This window comes from Mycobacterium sp. D16Q16 (genome assembly GCF_002013745.1).
Taxonomy (GTDB): domain Bacteria; phylum Actinomycetota; class Actinomycetes; order Mycobacteriales; family Mycobacteriaceae; genus Mycobacterium.
Genome location: NZ_MAEY01000004.1, coordinates 467,927 through 486,169 on the forward strand (window position 1 = coordinate 467,927; position 18,243 = coordinate 486,169).

The 18,243-nt window shown below is 64.5% G+C and carries 2 protein-coding genes; both read right to left on the bottom strand.

All coding sequences use genetic code 11. The features are described 5' to 3' along the window. Window positions 1–126: 126 nt before the first annotated feature. On the bottom strand, window positions 127–7,857 hold the full coding sequence (locus B4394_RS06895) for a non-ribosomal peptide synthetase (RefSeq protein WP_078314557.1): 7,731 nt from the start codon (window positions 7,855–7,857) through the stop codon (window positions 127–129). Next, window positions 7,854–18,242 (bottom strand): amino acid adenylation domain-containing protein, encoded by a 10,389-nt coding sequence (locus B4394_RS06900; RefSeq protein WP_502688518.1) that lies wholly within the window; start codon window positions 18,240–18,242, stop codon window positions 7,854–7,856. Before B4394_RS06900 ends, B4394_RS06895 begins: the two co-directional genes overlap by 4 nt. Window position 18,243 lies beyond the last annotated feature (1 nt).

Here is an 18,243-nt window from a genome sequence, read left to right on the forward strand (position 1 = left end):
AGCCAAAATGCGGCGAATTGCGCTGGCTACATTGGCGAGAAGGCTGATCATTCCGGCAGAAGGCAGCTCAAAAAACTTAGCCATCATGAAACAGCTTGCGTTGCGACCCCGACAATTCCTCGCACGCTAAAGCAATCCATGCAATCGCAAGTCGCTCGCGTATTTAGCGATGATCGGCGCCGAGACTTGCGGAATATCGTGACCGGAACCAATCTTGGCCTCACGCACCGCGGCCTGGAATCGGTCGGCCGGAGCCATCGAACCCCGCGAGGGTTCCGGCGGCTTCCCGTCCCAACCGTGATCCTGCAAGATCTTCAGCATCTGTAACACGGAGCCTTGGCGCTGATGATCCGGCAATTCGTGAAGGCCGGACTCGAAGCGCGTCACCCACTCGCTGAAATCGCTGATGCGTTCAATCGGGTGGCCAGCTTCGATCAGCCAATCGACGTACTCATCGATTCCAATGCCGTCGTCATGCGGATTCATCACGTGATAGGTCTCGAATCCCGTGAACGATCCGGCGGACGAGCCTGCCGCCTGGCCGCCGAGCCTGGTGATCGCCTCGGCAACGAATTCCACGGGGAGCCCGTCGAAGTGCGCGCGCTGACGGTTCCCGTCGTCGGTGAGTCGGTACACAGAATGGGGCGCGACTCCGGTGGCGACAATGCTCAGCACCATTCGGGCGACCGTGTCGGAGGCATTCACTTGGCCCGCATAGCTGGTGCCGACCATGATCATGCCCGAACGGAACACCGTGACTGGCAAACCAACCTGCTCGTGGGCCTCGCGGAGTAGCACCTCGCCGGCCCACTTGCTGTTGCCATAGCCGTTCGCATAACTCCCATCGGAAGGCCGAATCGCACTGATGAGCCGGATATCGGCATCCTCGACGAAGGTCGACTTCTCGATCTCTCGCCCGACGTCGGCCGTCGAGACGAACGTGTACGGCTTGAGTTTCGTGGTCAACGCGAACCGGATCAGCTCCGCCGTGCCAACCACATTGGGTCCAAACAGCTCGCTGTAGGGCAGAACGCTATTGACCAGCGCCGCGGAATCGACGATCAGGTCGACGGTGTCGGCCAGCCGCTGCCAGGTCTCGTCATCCAGACCGAGGCCGGGTTCAGCCTTGTCACCGGCGATCACCTGCAGCCGCTCAGCGGCGAGCGCTTCGTACACCCGGATCAATTCCGCATCGCCGCTGTCGAAGGTCCTGTCGAGACGGCGCCGGGCCTCTTCGTCGGACTTGGCACGCACCAGGCAGATCAGCGTGCCGTCGACCTGTTCCAGCTCCTTGAGCCATTGCAGCACGAGGTAGCGCCCCAGGAAACCGGTCGCTCCGGTCAACAGCACCGTTCGCGGACGCGCATGGGCGCGCGGCAGCGCCGGAGCCGCCTGCAGCGTTGCCTCATCAATGAACTTGTCCAGCTTGAGGTCACTGGCCCTTACCTCTGAGGCGCCGGGTCCATGCACGGATGCATAGGTCGGTCCGTTGGCCCAGGAGCCTGCCGCGCCGTCCAGGTACGCACTCAGACTTCGCACTGTCGGCGACTCGAAGAGGGTTCTCACCGCCAGCTGAGCATCGAGCGAGGTGTTGATCGCGGCAACCACCCGCATCGCGGAGATCGAGTCCCCACCCAGATCAAAGAACGAATCGTCGGTCCCGACCCGCTCGACGCCCAGTACCTGCGCGTAGATGCCGGCAAGTGTCTCCTCCACCGCATTGGCCGGAGCGCGGTAGCGGGCCGCGTCGTCGTACTCGGGCACGGGGAGGGCACGCTTATCGAGCTTGCCGTTGACCGTCAGCGGCAGCGCCTCCAGCTTTACCACCGCGGCCGGCACCATGTAGGGCGGCAGTCGCTTGGCCAAGGAACTGCGCAGTTCGGCGGGCTCACCGGCACCGATGAAGTACCCGACCAGGCGCTTGTCGCCGGGGCGGTCCTCGCGGGCGATCACCGCCGCCTGCGCCACCCCGTCCAGGTCGGCGAGGGCTGCCTGAATCTCACCAAGCTCGATGCGGAAGCCGCGAATCTTGACCTGCTCATCGGCGCGGCCCAGGTACTCGAGCTGACCGTTGGCGACCCAGCGCACCAAATCCCCGGTGCGATACATACGCGCTCCCGGCTCCCCGAACGGGCACGCGGTAAACCGTGAGGCGGTCAGCGCGGAGCGGCCCACATAACCGAGGCCGACACCAAGTCCAGCCACATACAACTCACCGACCACACCCGGTGGGACCGGTCGCATCCACCGGTCCAACACGAACAACGCGGCGTCGGGAACCGGAACGCCGATCGGTACCACACCCGATCCGGCGATCAATTCACCAAACGTGGCATAGATCGTCGTCTCCGTCGGACCGTAGCCGTTGATCATTACCCGTCCGGGCGCCCACTTGTCCACCACTTCGGTGGGGCAGGCTTCACCGGCGACGACCAACGTCATACCCTCCAGTCCCTCCGGCGACAGCATTCCCACCGCCGAGGGGGTCTGGAACAAAACGGTGACCTTTTCACGGATCAACAGATCGCGGAAATCATCCGGCGACCGAACGACCGAATCCGGAACGATGACCAGTCGGCCACCATGCAGCAGCGCCCCAAAGATCTCCCATACGGTGATGTCGAAGACCAGCGACCCCGCCTGCGTCCACACCTCACCAGGCCCCGTGGGCATGTGGGTGAGCGGGAACTTCAGTGCTTGTGTCACATTGCCGTGCGCGATGGCCACGCCCTTGGGGACACCGGTCGTTCCCGAGGTATAAATCGTGTACGCCACGTCATCAGGTGCCGGAGTGAGCAACGGCGCATGGCCGTAGATGGCACCTGTGGGGTCGTCTTCGGCATCGTCGAACTGGACGACCGAGACTCCGGACCCGTCGAACCGCGCGCGCAGCTCAGCGGTCGTGACGGCCGCGATGGGCACGGCATCGGACAGCATGAACTCCAGTCGCGTGTCCGGCACCGACGGATCAATCGGCAGGTACGACGCCCCGGTCTTGAGAATCGCGAGGATCGCCACAATCGCATCGTCGGAGCGGGGCATCAACAGCGCCACCGACTCACCCGGACCGGCGCCGTAGATCGCCAGTAGATTCGCCAGCCGCGTGGCGGCCTCATCGAGCTCGCCGTAGGTCGTGGAGCGGCCCTCGAATGTCAGCGCCACCGCCTCGGGGGCGCGGTTGACCTGCTCGGCGAACGATTCCGGAATGGACAACACCGGCTCCGGTCCCCGCGCCAGTACCTTGCGGTTGCCCCAGCCGTCGAGCTGCTTGTGCTCACTGGTCTTCAGCACGTCGAGCGACGAGAGTCGTTGCGAGGCATCGGCAACCATCGACGTCAGCACCCGCTCGAACCGCTCGAACACGGCGTCGATACCGGCCGTATCGAACTTGTCGGTATCGAATTCGACGCGAATGCCCAGCTCATGACCCGGCAGCGCCATCACCGACAGCGGATAGTGGTTGTACTCGCGGGTGACGAACTCGGTGATGGCCAGCTCCTGCACACCCGTGAATGCACTGGTGTCAATCGGGTAGCTCTCGTACAGGAAGAGCGTGTCGAACAGCTGCTCGTGGCCCACGATGTGGTGAATCTCGTTGAGTGCCAGATGTTCGTGCTCGATGGTGTCGTTATGGGCACTCTGCAGCTGCCCCAACAACTCCGCGACCGTGGTGGCCGCGGTGGCGCGTGCCCGCACCGGCACCGTGTTGATGAGCAGACCCACAATGGAATCGGACCCGGCAAGCTCTGCGGGCCGCCCCGAAACCGCGGTACCGAACGCGACATCGTCTTGTCCGGTCACCACCATGAGCAGCTGCGCCCACGCCGCCTGCAACACCGTGCTGATCGTGGTGTGCTGCGATCGTGCGAGATCGGCAAGGGCCTGCGTGGTCTTGGCCGACACCCGATAGGACTCGACGCCCCTGGCACCCGGGGGTGCCGGCGGAGCGACGAGAGTCGGGGTATCGAAACCGGCCAGCACCTCACGCCAGGCCGCCCGTGCGGCGTCTTGATCCTGTTCCGCCAGCCAGCCGACGAAGTTGCGGTATGCCGATGGCGCGGGAAGCCGCTGACCGAAGTAACTCGCGAAGATCTCCTGCAACAGGATCGGCAACGACCAGCCGTCAATCACGACGTGGTGGAACGTCAGCACGAACCGGTGTTTGTTTCCCTCGGTGCGAATCAACGCCGCGCGCAGCGTGGGTCGATCGGCGAGGTCGCAGACCGCGGCACGCTCGGCAGCGCAGAGCCGCTGAATCTCCTCGTCGGGAGTCAGATCGTCCCCACGAAGGTCGAGGTATCGCCATGCGATCACCGGTTCGGCGAGAATCACCTGTACCGGGTCGCCGAACTGCGTGCAGAATCGAGCGGCCAGATTGGGATGACGGCGGACGACTGCGTGAACCGCGTCGCGGAGCCTGAGCTGGTCGACAAGACCGGTCACCGTGATATCGAGCTGCACCGCGTAGAAGTCGATTCCCGCCGCGTCGTCGTCCAGCACCCCGGCCGCGCGTGCGAACGTGGTGTGGAAGAGCAGACCCTGCTGAATGGGTGTCAGCGGCAGCACATCAACGATGTTGTGCTGCTCGTGCAGCTCATCGATCTGCTCTTGACTCAACTGTGCGGGAGCGATATCGGACGGGGTCAACCCGCCGCCGCCGCCGCGGACATACGCGCAGATCCCGGCGAGGGCCTCGAACCACAGCTGACTCAGCCGCTGCACCTGCGGCTCGGTGACCGACGAGGGTGCCCACGTCCACCCGGCCCGCAGATGCGCGCCGGACTCGTCGCCGAGTCCACCCTCCACGATTCCGGCATTGAGATCCACCGTGTACATCAGCGGCATGGACACCGAAGACGCCACACTGGTTGAGGTCAGGCTATCCTCGTTGATCCGCCAGAGCTCGTCGGTGAGATCCGCCGCGCCGGCACCGAGGCGACCGAGGTAGTTGAATCCGATAACCGGTTCCGCCACCGCCAGGTCCACGTCACGGTTCAGGTAGCGCAGCAGTCCGTACGTCCACGGATCGGGAAGCGCGCGCAATTGTTCCTTGGCGCCCTTGATGATTGGCCCCAATTCGGCGGCCCCACCGGATACTTCCTGCCAGGACAGCCCACCGACACTCAGCGCCACCGGGTACTTCGTGGTGAACCAGCCGACGGTGCGCGACAAGTCGACATCGTCCGCCAGCTCCTCGTGGCGCCCATGGCCCTCGACACCAATGCCGACGGACTCCACGTTGGAATCCAGGAACTCGTTCCAGGCCAATCCGAACGCGATCAGCAGAATGTCTTGTACCCCAGCGTGAAAAGCCGCGGGGACCTCACTCAGTAGCTCCCGGGTGGTCTCGGCATCGAGAGACACGGACAGCGTCTTGGCCGTCGCATAGGTGTCCAGCCCGGGCAACACCGCGGGCAGTGCTGCGGGAACCGCTGTCACTTCTCGCCAGGCATCGGCCGTTGCGACCACTTCGGCGGAACGCGCGTGTTCGTCGAGTAGCGAGGCCCAACGAGCGAACGAGGTCCCTCCCGTCGGCAACTCCACCGGCTGCCCGCTATGGTGCTGCGCCCAGGCGATATTCAAGTCTTCCAAGAGAATTCGCCATGACACGCCGTCCACCGCCAGGTGATGGATCATCAGGGCCAACTGCCGGGTGTCGGGGACCCACACCGCGCTCAGCTCAGATCCCGCGGCCGGATTCAGCTGAGCACGGGCTGCCACCAACTCCGCGTCCGACAACGTCTCGGCGACACGCAAGCAATCGCGCGCGTTCACCGCACCCTTCTCCGGGACGGTCAGTGACCACACCCCGGTGTCGGAGGCGCCGTCGTTCTCGGCGCGCAGCCGCAGGGTGGCGTGCCGGTCCAGCAGCGCCTGCAGCACGACGACGACGTCGTCCTCCACCACCCCCGCGGGGGCCTGCAGGACGATTGTCTGGTTGAACTGGTCAGTGGGACCTTGGACGCCGTGCAGCCAGTGCATGATCGGGGTGGCCGACAGCGGGCCGATGCCCTCGTCGACAACACCGGCCTGACCGTCCGAGAGGGAGGCCACCGCCGCTACCCCACTGACGGTCTGCTCGACGAAGATGTCACGTGGCCGGCACAACACCCCAGCCGCCCGCGCACGCGACACCACCTGCATCGAGAGAATGCTGTCGCCGCCGAGATCGAAGAACGACTCGTCGACACCTACGCGATCCACGCCGAGAACCTGGGCGTAGATATCGGCCAAGATCTTCTCGACAGGTCCGGACGGTGCGCGGTAATCCGTACCGACACTGCGGTATTCAGGTGCGGGCAGCGCGCGCTTGTCCAGCTTGCCGTTCACCGTCAACGGCAGTGTCTCCAGCACCACCACTGCCGTCGGAACCATGTACGCCGGAAGCCTTTCCGCGAGCGCGGTGCGGGCCTCAACCGGATCGGCGCTTCCCATGATGTAGCCGACAAGGCGCTTGTCGCCGGGGCGGTCCTCGCGGGCGATGACCACCGCCTGCTCCACGCCGTCCAGGCGCGCCAGTGCAGCCTGAATCTCACCCAATTCGATGCGATACCCGCGAATCTTCACCTGCTCGTCGGCGCGGCCCAGGTACTGCAGCTGGCCGTCCTCACCCCACTGCACCAGATCGCCGGTGCGGTACATCCGCGAGCCGGGCCCACCGAAGGGGCAAGCCAGGAACCGCGATGCGGTCAATCCGGATCGGTGCGCATAGCCGGGTGCGACCCCGTTACCGGCGACATAAAGCTCGCCGACAACGCCTTCGGGTGCGGGCCGCAGCCACTTGTCCAAAACGAACAGCGCGGCCCCGGGAACCGGTGAACCGATAGGTGCCACATCTGAACCCGGCCTCAACGGTCCACTCATCGCCGCGTAGATCGTGGCCTCGGTCGGACCGTAGGCGTTGATCATCGTTCGTCCGCTGGTGGCCCACCGATCCACCAATTCGGTCGGGCAGGCCTCACCGGCGACGATCAGCGTCGTCGACTCCAGCCGTTCGGGCGACAACATGCCTGCCGCCGAGGGGGTTTGGCACAGGACGCTGACCTTCTCGCTGATCAACAGGTCGTGAAGTTCGTCCGGCGAAGACGCGATCGACTCGGGCACCACCACCAGGCGGCCACCGTGCAGCAGCGCGCCCCAGATCTCCCACACCGAAACGTCAAAGACCAGCGAATGCCATTGCGACCACACATGGCCGGGTCCGGCCGGCAGATCGGCGCGCACCGCGTCCACCAACTGCGTGACGTTGTGGTGCGTGACCGCGACCGCCTTGGGGACACCGGTCGTGCCCGAGGTATAGGTCATGTACGCGAGGTCATCGGGTTCCGGCGCGGAGAGCGCGGAACTGGGCTGGCCATCAATGAGGGGATCGTCGATTTCGGTCACCCGCACATCGAGTCCGTCGAATCGCGAGCTCAAGTCGGCCGTGGTGAGAATCGCTACCGGTCCCGCATCCGACACCATGAACTTGATGCGCTCGTCGGGATGGGCGGCGTCGATCGGCAGATAGGCAGCCCCGGTCTTGAGTACTGCCAAAAGCCCGATGATCGCCTCGCCCGAGCGCGGAACCAGCAGCCCCACAACCTCTCCCGGGCCGGCTCCATTACCCGCAAGCAGGTGGGCAATGCGGTTGGTGACCAGATCCAGTTCGCGATAAGTCCATGACCTGTCCCTGCACACCAGCGCGACGGTCTCCGGCGCGCGCTCCACCTGGACTGCGAACAACACCGGGATCGAGACGGGTGCGGCGGTCGGCTCGGTGAGTACCGCCCGGTTACCCCACTCGTCGAGCCGGTCGTGATCGTCGTCGTCGAGAAGATCCATCGACAACAAAGTCCGGGTGGGATCGGCGCTCATGAGGGCTCCTTCTTCTTCCCTTTGACATCGGATGTCATGGCCTCCAGCACACGCTGGAACCTCTTGACCAACTTTCCAATTCGGACAGCGTTGAAGACGTCGGTGTCAAATTCCACGCGAAGCCCCAGCTCGTGGCCCGGTGTGGCTTGCACCGCGAGCGGGTAATGGTTGTACTCACGATTACTGAACCCGGTGATAGCCAACTCGTGCACACGCGATAGCGCGGCCGTGTCGATCGGGTAGTTCTCGTAGACGAACATAGTGTCGAAGAGCTGATCATGCCCGACGGCATGATGAATCTCGTTGAGCGCCAGGTGCTGATGCTCCAGTGTGTCGCCGTAGGCACCCTGCAGCTGATTCAGCAGATCGGCGATGGTCGTGGCCGAGGTGATGGTCGCGCGAACCGGCACCGTGTTGATCAACAGACCCACCATCGATTCCGCCCCGACGAGGTCGGTGGGCCTGCCCGACACCGCGGTGCCGAAGGCGACATCGGTCTGGCCGGTCAGCCACATCAGCAGCTGAGCCCACGCGGCCTGCAGCACAGTACTGACCGTGGTGCGGCAGGAACGAGCGAGCTCGCCGAGTGCCTGCGTGGTCTCGGCAGACACCTCGAAGGACTCAACCCCTCTTCGGCCCAGCATCATTCGTCCCGGCGGTGCGACAAGGGTCGGGGTCTCGAAACCTTCGAAGACCTTGCCCCAGGCCGAGCGTGCGGCACTGTTGTCCTGTCCAGAAAGCCAGGTGACAAACCTGCGGTAGGCCACCGGCGCGGGCAGGCGTTCGCCGAAGTAGCTCGCGAAGATCTCCTGCAGCAGGATCGGCTTTGACCACCCGTCGAGCACGATGTGGTGATTGGTGACCAAGAACCGGTATTGGTCCTCACCGGTCCTGGCCAGCGCCGCCCGGAACGCGGGTTGCCCGGCCAAGTCGCAGACCGCGGCCCGCTCCGCGGCGGAGAGCCGCTCGACCCGCTGCTCGATATCAGCGCCACCGTCCACGTCGAGCTCGATGTACTGCCATGCCAGTTCGGGATCGGCCGGAATCAGCTGTACCGGCTCACCGAACTCCTCATAGAACGTGGCAACCACGTTCGGGCGACGTTTGATCGCGGTGTGCACCGCCTCCTCGAGCCGCTTCGGATCCAGCGGACCGCTCAAGGCCACATCGAGCTGCACCGCATACAGGTCGTCGCTGCCCTCCATGGCATCTGGTGCCAGATTGGAGTGGAAAAGCAGCCCCTGCTGCAGCGGAGTCAGCGGCAGAACGTCGGCGATCTGAAATTCCTCATGCAGCTCGTCGATCTGCCGCTGGCTCAGACGCGCCGGAACGATATCGGACGGAGTGAGCCCACCACCACCGGCGCGCACATGGGAGCAGATCCCGGCGAGCGCGTCGAACCAGAGCCGGCTGATCCTGTCGACCTGATCGTGGCTCAACACCGATAGCGCCCATGTCCATGTCGCATGCAACCGACCGGAGTCGGACCCGGCGCCTTCCATCACACCGGCATTGAGCTCGACGGTGTGCCCCAACGGTGTTGGTACCGATGTCGCCGCGGCCGTGATCGACACCCCATCCTGGTCGATCCGCCACAGGTCTTCGGAGAGATCGGCACCGCCGGCACCGAGCCGTCCGAGGTAGTTGAACCCGATCGCCGGGTCCGGTCCCGCGACGTCGACGTCAGGGTTCAGGTACCGCAACAGCCCGTACGAGAGTCCGTCGGGCAGGGCGCGCAGTTGTTCCTTGGCGCCCTTGATGATGGGAGCCAGGGCGGAATCACCGGCAACCACCTGCGCCCACGACAGTTCACCCACTGCCAACGACACTGGGTACTTACTGGTGAACCAGCCGACGGTACGAGAAAGGTCGATGTCTCGCTCGAGAGTCCCGCCGAGTTCTTCGTTGCGGCCGTGGCCTTCCACGTCGATTCCTATCGGCGCACCACGGGAACCGAGAAACTCGTTCCACGCCAGGGCGAAAGCAATCAGCAGGATGTCCTGGACCCCAGCGTGGTACGCGGCGGGGACCTCACCCAGCAACTCCCGGGTGAGGTCGGCGTCCAGCGATACCGACAATTGCCCCGCACTGACATAGGTGTCCATCGTGGGGTGTGCCGGCGGCAACGCGGCCGGGATCGCCGCTACCTCGCGCCACGTGTCGGCCAACGCCACCACGTCGGCAGAGCGTGCGTGCTGGTCCAGCAGCATCGCCCATCGGGCAAATGACGTCCCGCCCGACGGCAATTCCACCGGTTGTCCACCGTGGTGCTGCGCCCACGCAATATTGAAGTCTTCCAACAGAATTCGCCACGACACCGCATCCACCGCCAGATGGTGAATGATCAGCACCAGGCGACTGTTGCCGCGCTCCCAGAGCGCGCTCAGCATCGAACCGGTAGCGGGGTTCAGTCGCGAACGCGCCTGATACAGCGCCTCGTCCGTCAACGCATCCACGGCAAGCAGGCAATCGCGCGCGTCTACCGCCCCCGTCTCCGGAACCAGAAGCGACCACTCGCCGTCATTGTCCGTGGCGCGCAGCCGCAGCGTGGCGTGCCTATCCAACAAGGCCTGCAGCACGATGACCACATCGTCATCGGTGACTCCCGCGGGAGCTTGCAGCACCACGGTCTGATTGAACTCATCGACCTTGCCGCCCAGCCCATGCAGCCACCGGATGATTGGCGTGGCCACCACCGGACCTGTGCCCTCGTCCACGACTGCCGTCGCTCCGTCGGCGAACACCGCTACCTGCGCCAGTCGCGATACGGTCTGCTCGACGAAGATGTCGCGTGGCCGCAGTAACAGACCGGCGGCGCGCGCACGGGCCACCACCTGCATCGACGAAATGCTGTCCCCACCAAGGTCGAAGAAAGAATCGTCGACACCGATCTGTTCTACGCCGAGCACCTGAGCGTAGATACCGGCCAGGATTTCCTCGACGGCATCCTCGGGCGCCCGGTAATGATCGGCGTCCTGGTACTCGGGTGAGGGCAGCGCGCGTGTGTCGAGCTTGCCGTTGACCGTCAACGGCAAGGCAGCCAACACCACAACGGCCGCGGGGACCATATACGCGGGTAGCCGCTCGGCCAGCACGGAGCGCACCGCCGCGGGATCCAAAGTCCCCGCGATCGATTCGGTGACGTAACCCACCAACCGCTTATCGCCGGGCCGGTCCTCACGTGCGATCACCGCCGCTTGATCCACGCCGTCCACGCGGGCCAGTGCCGCGTGCACCTCACCGAGTTCGATGCGGTAGCCGCGGATTTTCACCTGCTTGTCGGCACGTCCCACATACCGCAGCTGGCCGTCTTCGCCCCACTGCACCAGGTCTCCGGTGCGGTACATCCGCGATCCGGGCGCCCCGAATGGGCATGCGACGAAACGTGTTGTCGTCAGGTCCGAACGTCCCAGGTACCCGCTCGCCTGGCCGGACCCCGCCACATACAACTCACCGACGACACCTACCGGCACCTGGCGCAGCCAACCGTCCAAGACGAAGAAGGCCAGATGCTCCAACGGCACACCAATCGGGCTGCTGTTGCTGACAACGTCACCGCTGCCGATCTCCCGGAAGGAGGCGTGCACCGTCGTCTCGGTGATGCCGTACATGTTGATCATCCGCGGCAGCCCCGGATGACTGTCGAACCATGGCGAAAGACGCTGCGGCTCCAGTGCCTCGCCACCGAAGACCACTGTCTGCAGCTTGAGCTGCTGCCCCACTTCGGGCTGCAGCGCATCCGCGGTTTGCAACGCGTAGAAGGCCGAAGGAGTCTGACTCAAGACGCTAACTTCTTCGCTGACCAGCATGGCGTGCAGCTCTTCGGGGGAGCGCACAACCGCGTCGGGCACGATGAGTAGCCGCCCGCCGTACAGCAGAGCACCCCAGATTTCCCACACGGAGTAGTCGAAGGCCAGGGAGTGGCATTGGGTCCAGACCTGGCCCAAATCCAGCTCTGCGTCCAGCGATTCCAACAACTGGGCAACGTTGCGGTGAGTGACCGCCACCCCCTTCGGAGCGCCGGTGGTTCCCGAGGTGTAGATGATGTAAGCGATGTCGTCCACCGCGGGGACGGGTAATGCGGTGTCGGACTGCCGATCTACGGCCGGATCGTTGATGTCGATCGCGGATACCCCGGATCCGCCGAGCCGCGGCAGCAGGTCCGCCGTGGTGACGGCGGCAACCGGTGCAGCGTCCCGCAGCACGAACTCCACCCGAGAGTCGGGGTGTGCGGGGTCGATCGGCAGGTACGCCGCGCCGGTCTTGAGCACGGCCAGAATTGCCGCGATCGCCTCACCGGTACGGGGAAGCAGCAGTGCCACCCGCTCACCCGGGCGTGCGCCACGGGTCACCAAGTGGTTCGCCAATCTGTTGGCGGTCGCATCCAATTCCCCATAGGTCCAGGAACGTTCACCACAGGTGATCGCGACTGCCTCCGGTGCGCGCGCGACCTGTGCGGCGAAGAGCGCCGGGATGGAGGTCAACGTCAGCTCCGGCCGGGTCAGCACCGCGCGGTTACCCCACGTGTCCAACCGATCGTGTTCGCCGGCATCGAGTAGGTCGATGGAAGACAACCGTGTGGCGGGGTCGGCGATCATGGCCGTCAACACCTGCCGCAACCTGTCGACGATAATCTCGATCGCCGCCAATTCGAAGACCTCGGTATCGAATTCGACACGCAGGCCCAGCTCGTGTCCAGGCATGGCCACGACCGAGAGCGGGTAATGGTTGTATTCGCGGCTACTGAACTCGGTGATGGCCAGCTCTTGCACACCCAGCTGCGCGCCGACGTCAATCGGGTAGTTCTCGTACACGAACAGCGTGTCGAAAAGTCTGTCGAGACCAACAGCGTGGTGAATCTCGTTGAGCGCCAAGTGCTCATGCTCGACGGTGTCGTTGTGGGTGCGCTGCAACTGGTCCAGCAGATCAGCGACGGTGGTGGCCGCGGTGATGTTCGCGCGCACCGGCACCGTGTTGATCAGCAGGCCGACCATCGCGTCGGCCCCGGCCAGGTCGACGGGGCGACCCGACACCGCGGTGCCGAATGCCACATCATGGTGGCCGGTCAGCCAGGTCAGCACCTGAGCCCACGCGGCCTGGAGCACCGTGTTGACGGTGGTGCGCTGCGCACGGGCCAGCTCGGAGAGCGAGCGGGTGATGTGCTCCGATATCCGATAGGACTCGACACCCCGGCGACCTGCCGTGGCGAGCGAACCGACCAGCGTAGGAGTCTCGAATCCGTCGAGAGCAGCACCCCATGCCGATTGCGCCGCAACGCGATCCTGCCTCGCCAACCAGGTGACGAAGTTACGGTACGGAGTGGCTGACGGCAGACGCTGCCCGTAGTAGGCACCGAAGATCTCTTGCAGCAAGATGGGCAGCGACCAACCATCGATCACGATGTGGTGAGCGGTCAGGACGAGCCGGTGCCGGTTCTCCGCAGGACCACCGAGCCCGGAGATGAGCGTCGCCCGGAAGACCGGCTCGGTGAAAATCCGGCAGGCCGCCGCGCGCTCTGCCGCACACAGCCGCTCAACCTGCTCATCGATGTCGCCGGCCAATTCAACATGCTGCCAAGCGATGACAGGATCTGCGGCAATGATCTGTACGGGCTCCCCGTACTCCTCGCTGAAGAGGGCGGCCAGATTCGGATGGCGCCGTACCACCGTGTACACGGCGGTACGCAAGCGAGCCGCGTCGAGAGGCCCCGTCACGGTGAGCCCCAATTGAACCGCGTACACGTCGTCGCCCACCGAATCCCCGGTGGCCTCGGCAAATCCGGCCTGGAACAGCAGCCCCTGCTGTAGCGGCGTAAGCGGGAGCACATCGGCGATCTCGTACCGCTGCACCAGCGCATCGATCTGGGGCTGGGTCAGGAGTGCGGGCGCCAGATCGGATGGCGTCAAACCGCCTCCACCCGAACGCACGTGAGCGCATATCCCGCCCAGAGCCTCAAACCACAACTGGCTCAACCGATCAGCCTGGGAACCATCCAAAGCTGAAGGCGCCCAAGCCCAGTTAGCCCGAAGCTCAGGACCCGACCCGGCCTCCGAATTTGTCTCGAGGATCCCGGCGTTGAGCTCTACCGAGTGCGCCAGCGGCATCGAAATCGCCGCAGCCACATCGGTCATCGACAAGCTTTCTTGGCTTATCCGCCAGAAATCCTCGGAGAGGTCCGCTCCCGCACCCAGGCGCCCGAGGTAGTTGAAGCCGATCGTAGGCTCGGGCCCCGCCAGGGCGACATCGGGGTTCAGGTAGCGCAGCAAACCATAGGTCAACCCGTCGGGCAGGGCGCGCAGCTGCTCCTTGGCTGCCTTGACCACCTGACCGAGGGCAGCCCCACCCGCTGTCACCTGCCCCCATGACAGTTCGCCTACCGCCAATGACGCTGGGTACTTGGTGGTGAACCACCCGACGGTGCGCGACAGGTCGATACGGCGATGGACGGCTTCGCCGATTTCCTCCTGCCGCCCGTGGCCCTCGATATCGAATGCGATCGGCGCTCCCCCGGTGCCCAGGAACTCGTTCCAGGCAAGGCCGAAGGCGATCAGCAGAATGTCTTGCACCCCAGCGTGAAACGCAGCAGGCACCTCGCCGAGCAGTTGCCTCGTGGTCTCGACGTCCAAGGACAGGGATAGCCGTCCGGCATTGGCGTACGTGTCGGTGGCAGGCTGGACCGCGGACACCCGGGCAGGTGTCGTCAGTACCTGCTTCCAGGCGTCGGTCTGCTCCACCACATCCGCAGACCGCGCGTGTTCGGCCAGCAGCGAGGACCAGCGGGCGAAGGATGTCCCACCGGTCGGCAGCTCCACATCCGCTCCACTGTGATGCTGCGCCCACGCGATATTCAAGTCTTCCAACAGAATTCGCCAGGACACCCCGTCGACGGCCAGGTGGTGAATCACCAGCGCCAACTGTTCAGCGCCGGGAATCCACAGCGCGCTCAACATCGATCCGGTCGCCACATTCAGCCGAGAACGGGCCGCCACCAACGCATCATCCGACAAGGCATCGACAACATGTAGGCAATCACGGGCAGTTACCGCCCCCGTTTCCGGGACGAGCAGGGACCACTCGCCGTCATTGTCCGTGGCGCGCAGCCGCAGCGTGGCATGCCGATCCAGCAAAGCTTGCAACACGACAAGCACGTCGTCCTCGGAGACGCCCGAGGGTGCCTGAACCACGAGAGTCTGATTGAACTCGTCGACCGCGCCCGCCGAACCCTGCACGCTGTGCAGCCAGCGCATGATGGGCGTGGCGTCCACAGGTCCGAGGCCTTCGTCCACCACATCGGCTTCGCCACCGGAGATTTCGACGACAGCGGCCAGCCGCGACACGGTCTGCTCGATGAAGACATCACGCGGCCGGCACAACACACCCGCTGCCCGGGCACGGGCGACCACCTGCATCGACAGGATGCTGTCGCCGCCCAGATCAAAGAAGGAGTCGTCGACTCCGACTCGATCAAGACCGAGCACCTGGGCATAGACACCGGCCAGGATTTCCTCGACGGCAGTGCCCGGCGCCCGATAGTCAGCACCCAGGCCGCCGTATTCGGGGGTCGGCAACGCGCGAGTGTCCAGTTTGTTGTTGGACGTCAGCGGTAACGCCTCAAGTACCACCACCGCCGCCGGAACCATGTAGGGCGGAAGACGTTTCGCCAAGGTGCTGCGCACTTCGGCGGGGTCAGCGGTCCCCGTGACATAGCCCACGAGACGTTTGTCTCCGGGCCTGTCCTCGCGGACGATCACTGCTGCCTGGTCCACCCCATCGAGTGCTCCCAGCGCGGCTTGGACTTCACCCAGTTCAATGCGGTACCCGCGGATCTTGACCTGCTCATCGGCTCTGCCCAGATACTGCAGCTGTCCGTCAGTTCCCCACGACACCAGGTCTCCGGTGCGGTACATGCGTGTACCGGGCTGCCCGAAGGGGCATGCCACGAAGCGCGAGGCCGTCAGGTCGGAGCGACCGACGTAGCCGCAGGCGACGCCTTCCCCTGCCACATATAGTTCCCCGACGACCCCGGCCGGCACCGGTTGCATCCAGGTGTCCAACACGAAAAGCGCCGCGCCGGATACCGGCGCGCCAATGGGAACCACAGAATCCGGCGACCCCGCTGCCAGCGGGGCACTGATCGCCACACACATCGTGGTCTCGGTCGGTCCGTAAGCATTGATCATCACCCGGCCGGAAGCCCACCGTTCGACGACCGCGGGAGGGCACGCCTCACCCACCACGGCAAGCGCCGTGGACTCCAGGCCTTCGGGGGACAACATCGCCACAGCCGACGGAGTCTGCGTCAGCACGGTGACCTGTTCGGCGACCAGCACATCGTGGAAGTCCGCAGGTGAGCCCGTTATCGATTCGGGTACCACCACCAGCCGGCCACCGCGGAGCAAGGCGCCCCAGATCTCCCACACCGAAACATCGAACGCCAGAGAATGGCATAGCGGCCATACCCCTGGGTTTGGCAGGCCGGCATCGAGCGTCGACATCAACTGAGTGACATTGTGGTGTGTGACGGCAACGCCTTTGGGGGCTCCAGTGGTCCCCGAGGTGTAGATGATGTAGGCGATGTCATCGGGGGTGGGGCCGGGCGATGAAGCCGCCGGCACGGTATCGAGTGGAGTATCGGCCACATCGAGATCGATGATGGTGAGATCGAAACCGTCTAGTCGCGCCCTGAGCCCGGCGGTCGTGATCGCGGCGACCGGCGCCGCATCATCGAGGATGAACTCCAGCCGCGAGGCCGGTACCGCCGGGTCGATCGGCAGGTATGCCGCCCCGACCTTCAATGCTGCCAATATTCCGATAACCGCCTGGGCGGACCGATCCGAAAGCAGGACGACACGGTCGCCCGGGCCCACTCCGTGCGATACAAGCCGACGCGCCAGACCGTCGGCGGCCGCGTCGAGCTCGCGGTACGTCAGGGTGCGCTCACCGAACGTCAGCGCCGCGGCATCATGATCGGCGGCCACCTGGGAGGCAAACAGTTCGGGAATCGATACGCGCTCAGCGAGCGGCCCGGCGAGAACCGCCGTGTTGCCGACGTCAACCAAACTCGCGAGCTCATCGTCGACCAAGGAATTCAGTGAAGAAAGACGCCGATCAGGGTCGGCCGCCATCTCCGATAGGAGCCGCTGCAACCGTTCCGCCAGATTCGGCACTCCGAATTTCGAGAACGGCAGTCCGTCGCCCGAGGTGCTCAGAAGTAGTTGGTCACTAGCTCCGATAAAGAAGAGTCCGAAGTGCCCCATCGGGCCGTGGTTGGTGTAGCTCGCCGTAGCGGGTACGCCGGCCAGGTCCAAGGTGAGTCGCATGGGAATGAAGTTGATGGCGACGCGATTTCCCGCCTGGCGGGGGCCCCGGAGGCCAAATTCGCCGCCGTCAAGAATATGCGCCGGGAACCGCTGGTGCTTCAGCAGTTCGCGAATGCGTACATCAACGTGCTGGCAGAATTCGGCGACCGTGGATTCCGGCGGAGCACTGAGCACCAGCGGCACCACGCCGGCCAGCATGCCCGGGAGCATCTTCGACTCGGGCCGAACACGTCGGCTCACCGGAAAGTCGAGCGCCACTTCCGACCCGCTCGTGGACCATCCGCGCACCAACAACGCGCAGGCCGCCGTGATCACCGAGTACCGGCGAACACGCAAAGCCTTTGTCAAGTCTTTGATTTCGCCGACTACCGCGTCATCGATCTGAACCGACGCGGACGGCGTGTAGCCCTCATGGCCCTCATGAGCATGCGGCGGCCGAGGATCGAGCCCACTGTCCGGCGGAAGGTTACGGCTCCAGTACTCGCGATCCTCTAGATAGTCCGCGGACGCTTCGTACTCTGCCTCCAGGTCGACCAGGTCCTGCAGGGTGCCGAAGTAGGCGTCGGGAATCGGATCTCCCGCGACCAGCGCCGAGTAGATCGACGCTATTCGGCGGCTCACGATCGCCATGCCCAAGCCGTCCAGGTTGATGTGATGGCACAGCCCGAACATGTAGTACTCATCGTCCGCAGTCCGGATCAACGCGAATTTCAGCAGTTGGTCGGTCAGCGGCATCAATGTGCGTTGGATCGATGAGGCGATCTCGCGAGCGTGCCCGACAGGATCTTCGGAATCACGCACGTCGTGGAAGGCCAAGACAAGCTCCGAATGGTCAATCGCCCTCTGAACGATCTGACCATTGACCTCAACGAAGGCGGCCCGCGCAGGCTCAGCCTCACAGATTGCCTGACGGACGGCCTGCTCAAGTAGAACTCGTTCTACTTTTCCTTCGATTCGAACCAAAAGGCCAAGCTGCCACTCCGCACCGACAAGACCGCTTTCCTGGGAAAGCCAGATATCCAATTGTCCGCGCGAAAGCGGTAATGCCCTGTCATCAGACTCCAAC